This is a genomic window from Shewanella sp. SR43-8, assembly GCF_014163775.1.
Taxonomy (GTDB): domain Bacteria; phylum Pseudomonadota; class Gammaproteobacteria; order Enterobacterales; family Shewanellaceae; genus Shewanella; species Shewanella vesiculosa.
In genome coordinates this window covers 99,622-114,615 of the sequence record NZ_JACJDX010000013.1, presented here as the reverse complement: position 1 = coordinate 114,615, position 14,994 = coordinate 99,622, and the positions used below count along the sequence as shown (strand labels likewise).

Annotated in this window: 11 protein-coding genes; 4 read left to right on the top strand and 7 right to left on the bottom strand. The window is 42.6% G+C overall.

All coding sequences use genetic code 11. From position 1 onward, the window contains the following. The first annotated feature begins 271 nt into the window (after nucleotides 1-271). Entirely contained in the window at nucleotides 272-2,869 is a 2,598-nt protein-coding gene (gene acnB / locus H5114_RS16925) for a bifunctional aconitate hydratase 2/2-methylisocitrate dehydratase (RefSeq protein WP_124015341.1), read from the top strand. Between the two features lie 65 nt (nucleotides 2,870-2,934). Here acnB and H5114_RS16920 read toward each other — a convergent pair whose 3' ends face one another. From H5114_RS16920 to priA, 7 genes are all read right to left on the bottom strand, one after another. After that, nucleotides 2,935-3,552 (bottom strand): hypothetical protein, encoded by a 618-nt coding sequence (locus H5114_RS16920; RefSeq protein WP_182723555.1) that lies wholly within the window; start codon nucleotides 3,550-3,552, stop codon nucleotides 2,935-2,937. A gap of 1,306 nt (nucleotides 3,553-4,858) precedes the next feature. Further along, a complete protein-coding gene (locus H5114_RS16915) occupies nucleotides 4,859-5,245 on the bottom strand; it encodes a gamma-butyrobetaine hydroxylase-like domain-containing protein (RefSeq protein ID WP_124015340.1) in 387 nt (128 codons plus the stop codon). Between the two features lie 171 nt (nucleotides 5,246-5,416). Then, nucleotides 5,417-6,742 (bottom strand): HslU--HslV peptidase ATPase subunit, encoded by a 1,326-nt coding sequence (hslU, locus tag H5114_RS16910; protein WP_124015339.1) that lies wholly within the window; start codon nucleotides 6,740-6,742, stop codon nucleotides 5,417-5,419. Between the two features lie 25 nt (nucleotides 6,743-6,767). Then, nucleotides 6,768-7,292 (bottom strand): ATP-dependent protease subunit HslV, encoded by a 525-nt coding sequence (gene hslV / locus H5114_RS16905; protein WP_124015338.1) that lies wholly within the window; start codon nucleotides 7,290-7,292, stop codon nucleotides 6,768-6,770. 169 nt (nucleotides 7,293-7,461) lie between these two features. Further along, entirely contained in the window at nucleotides 7,462-8,061 is a 600-nt protein-coding gene (locus tag H5114_RS16900; protein ID WP_182723554.1) for an SPOR domain-containing protein, read from the bottom strand. A gap of 2 nt (nucleotides 8,062-8,063) precedes the next feature. Further along, on the bottom strand, nucleotides 8,064-9,809 hold the full coding sequence (gene argS / locus H5114_RS16895; RefSeq protein ID WP_124015336.1) for an arginine--tRNA ligase: 1,746 nt from the start codon (nucleotides 9,807-9,809) through the stop codon (nucleotides 8,064-8,066). Nucleotides 9,810-9,989: 180 nt separating this feature from the next. Then, nucleotides 9,990-12,185 (bottom strand): primosomal protein N', encoded by a 2,196-nt coding sequence (priA, locus tag H5114_RS16890; RefSeq protein WP_182723553.1) that lies wholly within the window; start codon nucleotides 12,183-12,185, stop codon nucleotides 9,990-9,992. Between the two features lie 81 nt (nucleotides 12,186-12,266). Between priA and H5114_RS16885 the strand changes: the two genes are divergently transcribed. From H5114_RS16885 to rpmE, 3 genes are all read left to right on the top strand, one after another. Further along, a complete protein-coding gene (locus H5114_RS16885) occupies nucleotides 12,267-13,058 on the top strand; it encodes a FimV/HubP family polar landmark protein (protein ID WP_182723552.1) in 792 nt (263 codons plus the stop codon). Between the two features lie 289 nt (nucleotides 13,059-13,347). Continuing rightward, a complete protein-coding gene (locus H5114_RS16880) occupies nucleotides 13,348-14,598 on the top strand; it encodes a FimV/HubP family polar landmark protein (RefSeq protein ID WP_182723551.1) in 1,251 nt (416 codons plus the stop codon). Nucleotides 14,599-14,736: 138 nt separating this feature from the next. Beyond that, nucleotides 14,737-14,949: a 50S ribosomal protein L31 gene (gene rpmE, locus H5114_RS16875; protein WP_011639173.1), complete on the top strand. Its 213-nt coding sequence runs from the start codon at nucleotides 14,737-14,739 to the stop codon at nucleotides 14,947-14,949. Nucleotides 14,950-14,994 lie beyond the last annotated feature (45 nt).

Below are 14,994 nucleotides of genomic sequence, written 5' to 3'. Positions count from 1 at the left end.
GCGGGTACCGCATAAGCTAATGTATTTAAATATTTTTTTAGCTGTTTCAAACTATTGTCTAATTTTAATTTATTGAACTTGGGTTTAAATTGATTTTTAGGTTGATAAATCGCATTGATTTCATACCTCTGGTAGTGTGAGCTGATTCATACTTTTATAAAGCTGTAGTATACTGGTGGTCGGATTTCAAGCCCGAACCAGTGGAATTATCAGCGTAATCATAATGACGCTGAGTTTCGCCGTTAGGCGTCAAACAAAGAGGAATGTTGCCGTGCTAGAAGCATATCGTAAACACGTCGCAGAACGTGCTGCAGAGGGTGTAGTCCCTAAGCCATTAGATGCACAACAAGTGGCTGAACTGGTTAAGTTAATTGAAACACCTCCAGCAGGTGAAGAGGCATTCGTCCTCGACTTGCTCGAAAATCGTATTCCACCAGGAGTAGATGAAGCCGCTTATGTTAAAGCCGCTTTCCTTGATGCAGTCGCTAAAGGCACTGTGTCATCTCCTATTTTAAGCGCAGAACACGCTGTTAAACTGCTTGGCACCATGCAAGGCGGTTACAACATTGAGCCGTTAATTGACCAACTAGATAATGCAGCATTAGCACCTCTATCGGTTACCGCACTTTCAAATACATTGTTGATGTTTGATTCATACCACGATGTTGTTGAAAAAATGCAAGCGGGTAATGATTTTGCTAAGCAGGTTGTTGAGGCTTGGGCTAATGCAGATTGGTTCTTAAACCGTCCAAAAATGGCTGACAAAGTTACCTTAACAGTGTTTAAAGTGTCTGGTGAAACCAACACTGATGATTTGTCTCCTGCGCCAGATGCATGGTCTCGTCCAGATATTCCACTACACGCATTAGCAATGCTAAAAAATGCCCGTGACGGTATTGTGCCTGATCAATCAGGTGTAGTGGGTCCAATCAAAGAAATCGAAGCGTTAAAAGGTAAAGGTCATCCTTTAGTTTACGTTGGTGATGTGGTTGGTACGGGTTCTTCACGTAAATCTGCCACTAACTCAGTGTTATGGTTTATGGGTGATGATATTCCTTATGTGCCTAACAAGCGTGCTGGTGGCTTCTGTTTAGGTAACAAAATTGCGCCAATTTTCTTCAACACAATGGAAGATGCGGGTGCATTACCGATCGAACTAAACGTTGATCAAATGGATACTGGTGATGTGATCGATATCTACCCTTATGAAGGTGTAGTTAAGCGTCACGGCACTGATGAAGTTATCTCTACATTTGAGCTTAAAACCGAAGTATTGTTAGATGAAGTTCGTGCTGGTGGTCGTATTCCGTTGATCATTGGTCGTGGCCTTACTGACCGTGCGCGTGAAACCTTAGGACTTGAAGCATCAAAAGTGTTTGTTCGTCCACAAGACATCGCCGCTTCTAACAATGGCTATACTTTAGCTCAGAAAATGGTTGGTAAAGCATGTGGCGTATCAGGCGTTCGTCCTGGCCAATACTGCGAACCTAAGATGACCTCAGTCGGTTCACAAGACACTACCGGCCCTATGACACGTGATGAGTTAAAAGACTTAGCATGTTTAGGCTTTAGTGCTGATTTAACCATGCAGTCATTCTGTCACACTGCAGCCTATCCAAAGCCAGTTGATGTTACTACTCACCATACACTACCAGATTTCATTATGAACCGTGGTGGTGTTGCTTTACGTCCAGGTGACGGGGTTATTCACTCTTGGTTAAACCGTATGTTGTTACCCGATACCGTAGGTACTGGTGGTGATTCACATACTCGTTTCCCGATTGGTATTTCGTTCCCAGCAGGTTCTGGTCTAGTAGCATTTGCTGCAGCAACAGGTGTTATGCCTCTTGATATGCCTGAATCAGTGCTAGTGCGCTTTAAAGGCGAAATGCAACCTGGTATTACCTTACGTGATTTAGTTCATGCTATCCCACTAAAAGCAATTGAAATGGGTCTGCTAACGGTTGAGAAGAAAGGCAAAATTAATGCTTTCTCTGGCCGCGTATTAGAAATTGAAGGTCTTGAAAAACTTAAAGTTGAACAAGCATTCGAATTATCTGATGCATCTGCTGAGCGTTCAGCTGCAGGTTGTAGCATTAAGCTAGACAAAGAGCCAATCATTGAATATCTGACCTCTAACATCGTGATGTTAAAGTGGATGATTGCAGAAGGTTATGGCGATCGTCGTACGATTGAGCGTCGTATTACTGCGATGCAAGAATGGATTGCTAACCCACAGTTGATGGAAGCAGATAAAGATGCAGAATATGCTGAAATTATCGAAATCAACCTAAACGACATCAAAGAGCCAATCCTTTGTGCACCAAACGATCCTGATGATGCAGTATTATTATCAAGCGTTGCACAAACTAAGATTGACGAAGTGTTTGTGGGTTCTTGTATGACTAACATCGGTCACTTCCGTGCTACCGGTAAGATGTTAGAAAAGTTTGCTACCACGCTACCAACTCGTTTATGGATTGCACCACCGACTAAGATGGACCGCGATCAATTAACGGAAGAAGGTTACTACTCAATCTTCGGTCGTGTTGGTGCTCGCATCGAGATCCCTGGTTGTTCTCTATGTATGGGTAACCAAGCACGTGTTGCAGAAGGTGCGACTGTAGTATCAACGTCTACACGTAACTTCCCTAACCGTTTAGGTACTGGCGCAAACGTTTACTTAGCATCAGCTGAATTAGCCGCAGTAGCAGCGCTACTGGGTCGTTTACCTTCAGTTGAAGAGTATCAAGAATACGCCAAAGAATTAGATGCAACAGCAGCTGATACTTACCGTTACTTGAACTTCGACCAAATCGATTCTTACACTAAGAAAGCCGACAGCGTGATTTTCCAAGCCGCAGTTTAAGCTTATACTAGTTAACAATTGATCAAAAATGCCAGCAGAAATGCTGGCATTTTTTATTTATGAAATTACTCATCAGAGTTATTCTTTAAAGAATTCATATAATCGCTATAGCTATACATATTTAACAAACTAGTTAACACGCTGTGCGCACCAATCCAAATATGAAATTTAAAATCGGCTTCAGCTCTAGAATAAAGCTTCTCTAACGTTACGAGCTTCTGTTCAGGTTCTGTATACCCTACTTTACTTTTGGGATCATACGGAAAAGCTCTAATGAAAGTCTCATAGGGACTGAAAGTTTTTGCCAGCTGTTTTCGTTGATTCTTATCCAGGCTTGAATACATTCCAGATAGGCTAAATGTTGTATTTCTAACATCATGTACTAGTGAGTTTCTAATTTCTGATAGTTTTAGGATAAACTTTTTGTGGTCCTTATTGATAAGCTCAAGTGAGGTTAGAAATGCTAGTTTTCCAGTAGACTTCCCACTCATTTCAAGTTGTGACAAAGTATTCTCTAGTCTAGAGTCTTGAAAATGGTAACTCAGTAAATGGCTAGAAACTCCCTCGAAAAGTGCATGTAGTTTTATGATAAAAGACCAATCATCTTCCTCTTTTAATTTTAAAAAGAAGTCATCAGGTAAACCAAAATTTAGAGACAGCTCGTCGAACGTAAAAGTATCCAATATTACTCCTTGTTACTTGAATTGTTTATTTGTATCAATTCAGTTTGCTATCCTAAGGTTTTGCTTTTCATCAAAACCAGCTTATTAATAACTGTGACATTCATTACGAGGTGACACCAGTTTAAAATGGTCTAACGTTTTATTTTAGTGGTTTTATAACCCAATATCAGTCCAACAACTTCAATCTAACTAATTGCCTGCCGCAGGCTATAGTGCAGATAATCCAGCGAGACGCCGCAAGCACTTCCATGTGGGCTTAACCAAAACATCCATGTTTTGGATACTCGCTGACTCATCTGCACCTGTAATTTTTATCTCTTCGATTTACCTCTATTTGTGACGATGGCTAAAAAGCAAAAGCAAAAGCAAAAGCAAAAGGCTGGATCCCCGATAAAAGATCTCGGGGATGACGGTTTGAAGGTTTAATTATTAACTCGGACGAGATGATTTTTATCCCCTATGAGGTTAAATCGAAGAGATGGAATATCGGGTGTAAGCGCGGCTGTGACCGTCCATGACATGGACGTCATGGCCGAGTTTACAGGGATGTACTTGTAACGTGTCACAGAAGTCCTTGCACTAAGGCCTGCGGCAGGCAATTGATAACAGTCATGGTATGAACTACAGCAAGTTTTCCAATACCAAAGATAAATGGATATTAGTCGCTGACTTATCTGCACCTGTAGTTTTTATTTCTTCGGTTTGGAATTGTGGGAAACGACATTTAAGGGCCAAAACTAAAGCTGGATCTCCGATGACATATCTCGGTGGTGACGATTTGAGTGTGGTGATTCAATTCACCTAAATAAAGCGGATTTTATTACCTATGAGGTTAAATCGAAGAGATGGAATATCGGGTGTAAGCGCGGCTGTGACCGTCCATGACATGGACGTCATGGCCGAGTGTACAGGGATTTTTTTGTATATAAAAAGTGCGACGTGTCACAGAAGTGCTTGCACTAAGGCCTGCGGCAGGCAATTGATAACAGTCATGGTATGAATTAAAACAAGCTTTCCAATACCAAAAAGGTAAGGGTTCGTTTGTTTTCGGGTAAACATTATCAAGGATGTACATTGCAAGGTGTTGCAGAAGTGTTTGCGCTAAACGTCACTCGCACACATCGATAACTTGGGATGTGTTATCACCCAATTTGAAACCTTGTGATGTTGCTCCGGTATGGGCGAAGCGCCACGACGTTAGTGGCCGCAGGTCATATCTTAAAAAGTGCAGGGTGGAACCTTGCGATGTTAATTCAAACGAAGTTTGAAAAAGCTGGTGTGGCCGTAGGCCATTGTAAAACAAAGTCTATGAATACTTAATATTCATAGAAATCAGTGGTTCTCGTGAGCCATTCTCTGCCCGCAATCTGGCAAGATATTGCTGCCATAGCTCAGTTTGATTACTGCATAAGTTATGCAGTACCTGCCAAGAATATAAGCCGGTATCGTGGCCATCATCAAAGATGATTTTAACCGCATAATGACCAACCGGTTCGAGCGCTTTGATATTAACGGCTTTCTTATGGGTAACCAATATTGGATTACCATGACGCTGCACTTCTGCAGACGGCGAGAATACCCGTAACATTTCACAGCTGATATTGTAGGTTTGGCCGTTATCGAACGTCACTTCGAGTAACTTAGATTGGCGCTTAAGTTTAATGCCAGTGACAGTCGGCGTTGATTGAGTCATGGGAATACCTATAAAAAAGGATTAACACTAAATCGCAGATTATCATCATACGCGACTTTGCTGTTAATCCTATTGTTGAAACGTGCATTCGTGATGTTTATTCATATAGAAAAGGTCACGAGCCTCCCATCTGTCATAATCAAATGGGAGGACGCTTGATTCAAATAATGATTATAAAATGAAGCGACTTAAGTCTTCATCTTGTACCAAGGTATCAAGGTGGTCATTGACATAGTCAGCGTCAATCACAAAGGTGGAACCTGATTTTTCAGAAGCATCATAGGAGATATCTTCCATCAGCTTTTCCATCACAGTATGTAAACGGCGAGCACCAATATTTTCAGTACGCTCGTTCACTTGCCATGCGGCTTCAGCAATACGTTCAATACCTGACTCAGTAAACTCTATGGTGACACCTTCAGTGTTCATGAGGGCAATACTTTGCTCAGTAAGTGACGCAAATGGCTCGGTTAAAATACGTTTAAAATCGGCGGCAGTTAGGGCATCTAACTCAACTCGAATCGGTAAACGGCCCTGAAGCTCTGGAATGAGATCAGAGGGTTTAGACATCTGGAATGCACCAGAGGCGATAAACAAAATATGGTCGGTTTTGACCATGCCGTGCTTAGTCGACACAGTACAACCTTCAACTAATGGCAGTAAGTCACGTTGCACACCTTCGCGAGACACGTCGGGGCCTGAGCTTTCGCCGCGTTTACAAATTTTGTCGATTTCGTCTAAAAACACAATGCCATTTTGCTCAACGAGTTCTATCGCTTGCTCTTTCAAGTCTTCTTGATTGACCAGCTTAGCGGCTTCATCTTCAACGAGCTGCTTGTAAGCATCTTTAATTTTAAGCTTTTTGCGCTTAGAGGTGCTTTGACCAAGATTTTGAAATAACCCTTGTAACTGGTTGGTCATTTCTTCCATGCCTGGAGGCGCCATAATCTCAACACCTACTTGAGGTGCCGCTATGTCGATTTCAATTTCTTTGTCGTCTAATAAGCCTTCACGCAGCTTTTTACGGAAAACCTGACGGGTGCTCGAGTCATCTTTTTTGTCGGTATCCCAGTCATCTTTCGGCTTAGGCAATAACGCATCTAAAATGCGTTCTTCGGCAAGCTCTTCGGCACGATAACGGCATTTTTTCATTTGCTGTTCGCGAGTCATTTTAACGGCAGAATCGGTCAAATCACGGATGATTTGTTCCACTTCTTTACCGACATAACCGACTTCAGTAAATTTTGTTGCTTCAACTTTGATGAACGGCGCGTTAGCCAATTTGGCTAAACGACGGGCAATTTCTGTTTTACCCACACCGGTTGGGCCGATCATTAAAATATTCTTTGGCGTGACTTCATGGCGCAATGCAGGCTCAAGCTGCATGCGGCGCCAGCGATTTCGCAGTGCAACGGCTACCGAGCGTTTGGCATTTTGTTGGCCAATAATGTGTGCATCTAGTTCGTGAACAATTTCACGTGGAGTCATTTCAGACATAACTGTTCCTTTATTAACGCTCGAATTAGTAGTCTAACTTTTCGATAGTTTTGAATTGGTTGGTGAATACACAAATGTCACCTGCAATTGTCAGTGATTTCTCTGCAATATCTTCTGCACTTAACTCGGTATTTTGCAGTAGTGCTAAGGCCGATGCATGGGCATAGTTGCCACCAGAACCGATAGCAATAAGATCGTACTCAGGTTGTACCACATCACCGTTACCGGTAATAATGAGTGATTCTTGAGCATCGGCTACCACTAGCATAGCTTCGAGTTTACGTAGCATTTTGTCGGTGCGCCAATCTTTGGCTAATTCGACAGCAGACTTTAATAAATGGCCTTGATGCATTTCGAGCTTAGCTTCAAAGCGCTCAAAAAGAGTAAATGCATCGGCAGTACCGCCAGCAAAACCTGCTAGTACTTTATTGTGGTATAGGCGGCGCACTTTACGGGCATTGCCTTTCATCACGGTATTGCCTAGAGACACTTGGCCATCACCAGCGATGACGACTTGATTATTGCGGCGAACGGATACGATAGTAGTCACGGTAAATCCTCTTCCTAATACATCAACGGCTCATTAGGGTGAATGCAATTGTTGATTGTTAAAATGGATATGGGGCCAAAATGCTAAATATCAAGCGATGGTTAACAAAAAGCCCTGTTCGAATGAACAGGGCTAATATGAGATAAATGTTATCAGCAGACTTGTGGTGTTATTCCCATAACCAAATAATGCAGCCATTTAAACCTGCGCTTTGCATCTTATGCCGGTTATGTTCCGCCTCGCGTTTGTTTGGATAAGGCCCTAACACTACCCGATACCATATTCCGTTGGTGCCTTCACTACGACGAACCTGCGCTTCAGCACCTTGGAAGGCGATTCTGGCTTTCATTTCATTTGCTTGTGATTCTTGTCTAAACGATCCGCATTGCATTTGATAGATACCGCTTGAAACCACTCCAGACTGAGGCAAGTCAATTTCAACTTGCTTGTTTTCAAGCTCCTCCAGATAAGTCCATTCTTCTTGTGGCTTAGGTGGTAATGCATTTGGATCTTTCTTAACCACTTTTTTTGGCGCTTCTACGGTCGCGGTAGATACCGTTTTCTTTTTCGGTTGCTGAACCGGCTCACTTGTTACTGGTGAGTCAGAGCTACCATTAATCGACCATAAAAAGTAACCAAAGCCGCTCAATAATGTGAGTATCACAAACACAGCAAAATAAGGAAAAGAGCGTTTAGGTGCTTTTTTTCGTTGTGGCGCGCGGGCTTTTGCGCCCGCCCGAGGTTTGCGATTTGCGTAGTCACGACTCATGATTACATCCGCTCTAGGGTTTCAATGCCAAGTAGTGACAAGCCCGTTTTTAAGGTCTTTGCGGTTAATTGCGACAACAATAAACGGCTTTGTTTTTCGGCTTCTGTTTCGGCCGCCAGTACTGGACAAGCTTCATAAAAACTCGAAAATTCGCTAGCAAGCTCATAAAGATATCCACATAGTACATGTGGTAAGCCTTTGTCTGTCATGCGAGTTAATACTTCACCAAACTGGGCTAATTTAGTGCCTAAGTCTTTTTCTTTTTCATGTTCGAGCACAATCTTAGCTTGGCTAAGGTCAATATCTGCGGCACGCTTGAAAATACCGGCAACACGTGTGTAGGCATATAATAGATAAGGTGCGGTATTGCCTTCAAAACTGAGCATTTGCTCAAAGCTGAAAATATAATCGCTGGTTCTGTTTTTAGATAAGTCTGCATACTTAACCGAGCTGATCCCAACCACGCGAGCAATTTCAGTAAGGGTCGCTTCATCCATATCAGGGTTTTTGCTACGAACAAGTTCAAGTGCTCGCACATCGGCTTCATCAAGTAAATCAACTAATTTAACTACACCACCAGAACGAGTTTTAAAAGGGCGTCCATCAGCACCGTTCATGGTGCCAAAGCCTGTGTGCTCTAGTGACATTTCTGGGCGAACAAATTTAGCTAATTTGGCGAGACTAAACACTTGCTGAAAATGCAGTGCTTGGCGTAAGTCAACAAAGTACAACGCGCGATCTGCTTTTAGTACGTTTGAGCGATAACGCATGGCAGCAAGGTCTGAAGTGGCATATAAATAGCCACCATCAGCTTTTTGGATGATAACAGGAAGAGGTTCGCCCTCTTTGGTACGAAATGCTTCTTGGAACACCACTTTAGCGCCATTACTTTCGTCCAACAAACCTTGGGCATCAAGATCGCTAACTACTTGAGCAAGGTCGGCATTATAGGCGCTTTCGCCGTGCACATCGGCGCGGGTTAAGCTAACCCCTAAACGTTTATAAACATCATGGCAGTGGCTTAATGAAATATCGTTAAACTCGCGCCATAATTTATTACAGTATTCGTCACCAGATTGTAAAGCGACCACGAGTTGACGAGCACGAGTGGCAAATTCAGTCGACTCATCAAAACGGACTTTAGCTGCGCGATAAAAACTTTCTAAGTCAGACAATTCCATTTTGGCTTGTTCGCCATTGGCTGCGCGTAACTCTTCCATTAGTGCCAGTAGCATACCAAACTGAGTTCCCCAGTCGCCTACGTGGTTTTGACGGATCACTTTATGGCCTAAAAACTCAAGCGCGCGCACTACGCTGTCACCAATAATGGTTGAGCGTAAGTGACCAACGTGCATTTCTTTGGCTAAGTTTGGCGAAGAATAATCAACCACGATCGTTTGCTTAGGCGGTAATATCACGCCTAGGTGGTCACTGTTTAGCGCTTGTTGTAGCTGATTAGCTAATGCATTGTCATCAATAAAGAAATTAATAAACCCTGGACCAGCAATTTCTACTTTGGCCACATAAGATGATGCAGGCAAAGTATCAATGATCAGCTGCGCTAACTCACGAGGGTTCTTTTTAGCTACTTTGGTTAGCATCATTGCCAGGTTAGTCGCTAAGTCACCATGACTTTTATCTTTAGTGCGATCGACCTGAATGCGGGCTTGAAAATCAGCCGGCACAATCCCTTGCTGTTTGAAGGATTCGATGGTTTGTTCTAGTAAAGATTCAATATGTGATTTCATGGGCTTTTGCTTGCACTAATTCGTTAAATGAATGACATGACGGAACCGCATATTTTAGCCGTTTATAGGGGGTGATTGCTATCTGCTTTAACGGAAATATTGGTTTTTTTATGTTGATTATGAACCTAAGTGAAGTTTATCACCGGTATAAGGTCGGTTTACTTCCCGTACAGCAGGCGATTACATCAAATCCTGTGGGTCACGATCGATACTCCAGCGACAACGTTTACTTTCTGGTATTTGTTCAATAAGCGCTAAAACCCGTTCAAATTCGGTTTGTAAACGCTGCCGACTTTTGGCTTGCAGTATTAATTGGCGGCGGTATTTGCCTGCTTTACGATCAAGCGGTGCCGGAATCGGACCAATAATTTCAAAGTCTTTATCTTGGGGGAGTAGTTCGCTAGTGCGTGTTAAAAAAGCATCAGCATCTTCAGCTAAATGTGCTTCAGCGCGAATTAATACCATGTGCCATGCCGGTGGTAATAATGCTTGTTGACGTTCTTTTAGCTGACTACGAGCAAACTCACCATAACCGCGCTTCAACAGGTCGCGCAAAATTGGGTTATCACTTTGATGGGTTTGCAGGAGTACTTTACCGGGTTTATCAGCGCGGCCAGCACGGCCCGATACTTGGGTGTATAGCTGGCCAAATCGTTCTGGTGCGCGAAAGTCTGCACTAAACAGGGCGCCATCAACATCAAGTAAACCCACTAAGGTGACATCAGGAAAGTGATGACCTTTTGCCAGCATTTGTGTGCCAACGAGGATTTTATATTTACCCATGTGTATGCCTTGCAACTGCTGCTCAAGTGAACCTTTACGCCGCGTGGTGTCGCGGTCTATTCGCACTACAGGATATTTGGGAAACAGTTTTACGATTTCTTGTTCCAGTTGCTCGGTACCTAAACCATGGCCCATTAGCATAGTGCTGCCGCATTGGTGGCATTGGCGCGGAATAGCGTATTGATTACCGCAATGATGACAACATATTTCGTTTAAGCCCTGATGGACGGTAAAAAAGGCATCACAGCGATCACATTCATGTAAATGACCACATTCATGACACAGTAACGCGGGCGCAAAACCACGGCGGTTTAAAAATAGCAGCACCTGATTACCCGCATCAAGGTGCATGCGCATTTCGTTAATTAATGATGCTGACATCCCCGCTTTTAGGGGTTGCGAAGTAATATCAATAATACCTTGTTTCACTTTTTGCGCTGCGCCAGCGCGCTCACTTAATTCAAGGTGATGATAGCGTCCGGATAAGGCATTTTGTAAGGTTTCTAATGATGGCGTTGCTGAACCTAAAACCACCTGAATATCTTCAAGGTGTCCCCGCATTACGGCTAAATCTCGGGCGTGGTAGCGCACACCTTCTTGTTGTTTAAAGCTACTGTCATGCTCTTCATCAAGAATAATTAACCCAGGAAAAGCCATGGGAGTAAAGAGTGCTGAGCGAGTGCCAATAATAATTGCCGCTTCACCGACACGAGCCTGACGCCAAGCTTCTAGGCGTTGATTATCGGTTAGGCCCGAATGGATCACGGCGACATTGACTTCGAAACGGCGTTTGAAGCGATTAATGGTTTGCGGGGTTAAGCCTATTTCAGGCACAAGAATGAGCGCTTGTTTACCTTGTTGTAAAATAGTCTCAAGCAAGGCTAAGTAAACTTCAGTTTTACCTGAGCCAGTAATCCCTTCTAATAAAGTGCAATGAAAACCTTGCTGCTGAGTGAGTACCGATACTGCGACAGCTTGCTGTTTATTAAGCTTGTGGGGTGATTCATTCATGATCAGTTGTTGACGCCAACTTAAATCGTGGCAGAGCACTTTTTCTTGCCGTTCAATCCAGTGTTTTTGTTCTAATGCTTTTAATGCCGCTTTGCTTAATTGTTGAGTGATGAACTCATCATGGCTGATGGGATTTGCCAGCAATAACTCGTGCAGTTTTTTCTGTGCCGGAGCGCGCGTTAATACGCTAGGATCAGCATTGCGTCCTTGCGGGCTTAAATGATATTCAACCACGGCTTGTGGCGTTGCTTCTAAGCCTTTTCTCAATGCCACTGGCAGCGCTTGGCTGAGCATTTGTCCTTGAGTGGTAAAGTAATATCGGGCGGCCCACAGGGTTAATTTATATAGCGAATCAGGTAGCAATGGGGCATCATCTAACACAGCTGTAACAGATTTTATTTGATGGGGTGCCAAGTCACAGCTGTCTGTAATTGCAGTTATTAAGCCAATGAGTTGTTGAGAGCCAAACGGTACTTTGACCCTAAGTCCTATTTGTAATCCCGCTTGCTGCTGGTCTTTTACGCGGTAACTAAAGTTTCTGCGTAATGGGACGGGTAAGGCAACTTCAACAAACACGGGCATAAGGTTTCATCATTTTCAATTCTGTAGTGGATTGCGGATCAGTTTACCTCTAAGTGTCATCAAAGAGATAGGGCAACATATATGCGTAAAGGACTTATTGAGGCTATTATCCTAGGGTTTGGATTATTGAGCTATATTGCTACAGCAATGGCTCAAGTTAATCATGTCAGTATTAATAGTCGTCAATTTGAAGTAAATCATTTACCGCAATTAAAAGTTAATGTGGTGGCACAAAATGATGATGTGTCGCGATTAGGATTTTATATCCGCCAGTTAGAGAATAACAAGGTTGAGCAGCAAAAGTTAACGGTGCAAGCCATTAATCGCTTTTTACTCCAACTTAATGGTAGCGAGATCATCAGTGACTCAAATGCGCAGTTAATTATTACTGAAGCCACTTCGACAGGAGCAGTCACCTTGGCTGTTGTGGCTATTTTTGATGCGCCATATTCGCTCAATGGTGCAAAGATAGCGGTCAACAGTGAACATCGGCCAATACCTGACGCTAATCTGCCAGTAATGAGTACTTCCAAACATCAGCAAGTTGATCATCGCGTGGCTCAAGTGCCATCGGTGCCATCATCAACTATCGGATCTACTCAACAGGCTAACTGTTGGCTTGAACGTAATAATAGTGACACCTTATGGCGAATCGCTAATCGTTATAAACAACAGTGGAATACGAGCGTTTACGGTGCGATGTTAGCTATATTTGAGGCGAATTTATTGGCATTCTCTAAGCAAAAAATCCACTTGTTACTTAAAGATGTACCATTGAATTGCCCATCAACAATGATTTTGGCGCAATATGATAATAAAGCGGTCGACAAAAAAGTATTTGAAGCGATTGAGGCAAAACATGCCACGCAATAAGTTTGATGCTGATCATCCGTGATAAAAACGCTTATGTAGTCGAGTATTTGCTTTTTCTGTCAGTAATTAGTTGCAGCAAATTATGTTAGTTTATATAGTTGCACATGTTAATATTTGTGATGTTGGGCATTTTAAAAATTAAAAAAGTAAACAATAATAATAAATTACAGCGTGATAAACGTAGCATTCACACTTTAACAATCAGTGTATAAATGCACAAAGTATCATGGTTTTTACAGCGTAACTGTATGCTGTATGGAAGCGGTTTATAATCGAAAGGATTGTATTGATGAAACGGGTTAAGATGCTAACTATATTAGCATTACTTGCATTTAACAGTATTTCAACTGTGATCGCTGAAGTCAGTCATATCAGTATTGATACCATTCCATTTGAAAGTGGCCAAACACCTAAATTAACCGTGAATGTTATAACCGATCACCATGATTTATCGCGGCTGACGTTTTACTTACGCCAAATTTATAAAGACAATATCGTGCTAGAAAAGCTCGATGTTGAGCGACGTGATAATGATGTTTTTTTATTAACAGGCACTGAAAAAGTTCGCGATCAAGATGCGGCATTAATTGTATCGGAATTTCGTAATGCTAAATGGCTGCAATATTCCCCTGTAGCTTTATTTTCTCAAACTGTTGCCCAGAGTAAACATCAGCCGGTAGCCATTAAAACGATGAAGTCGTCTGCGACATTATCGACATTAAAACCTACGCCAATAAGTCACCAGACCAGCGTTACACCTCAAGTCGCGACAACGCAAAAAAATCTGAGTGATTGCCAGATTAATCAGTTAGCGAGTGATACCTTATGGAAAATAGCGGTGCGCTATCGTAAGCAATGGAATTCAAATATCTACGGCGCAATGCTTGCCCTTTATGAAACCAATCCATCTGCATTCTACCAAGATAAAATTAGCCAATTAAAAGTCGGGAGCGCATTACGTTGCCCATCAGTAGAGATGCTATCGCGCTATCAAAATGTTGCTGCAGATAAAGTAACATTTGATAATGTAGTGGCCAGCCAAGGCGATAAGTCTCAACAAGTATCACCTTCAGATTTGCCTGTTACTGCATCTATGGAGATGCCGCAAGCAACACAGATCGATGATTCGCTTAATGCCGACAGTAAAGAATTAGAGAGTAAGCAACTGCTGGCTGCCATTCATGAAACTCAAACGCTGCCTCAGCCAATTCTGGTTAATGTTGAAACCAAGATGACACTAGCCGAAACCGATCGGCAAAGTCCTGCACTGAACAAGTCCTGCTTACTTGATAAATTGCCTCAAGATACCTTATGGCGGGTTGCTGATCGTTATTACCGACAATGGCAAATCAGCCTATTTGGTGCGATGCTGGCGATTTATGATGCCAACCCCAATGCGTTTGCTAATCAGAAAATATACTTACTGATGTCTGATAGCCGTTTAAAGTGCCCATCTGAGGAGATTGTGCAGCAATATCAAAATTCATCTAATGCCCAAGCTACTTATGATGAGCTAGTGTTGTCGCACAAGTCTTCCTAGTACTGTGTAGAAATTCTACTTGTTTGTGTACCTGAGACCCTGTATTATTCCGCGCCTAAAACATATTGTTATTAACTGCATGTGGTGCTCAACTTCGGGTTGGGAGAGCGACATGGCCTTCAATTTAAGGTACTCCAAATGAAAACAGGTATACACCCAAATTACGCTGAAATTACTGCAACTTGTACTTGTGGTAACATCATCAAAGTGAACTCAACTGCAGGTAAAAACCTACACTTGGACGTATGTGGTGCATGTCACCCATTCTACACTGGTACTCAGAAAGTTGTTGATACTGGTGGTCGTATTGACAAGTTCAACAAGCGTTTTGGTATGCTTGGTAAAAAGTAATTGCATTGCAATTGACTTGAATAAGGCGCCTTCGGCGCCTTTTTT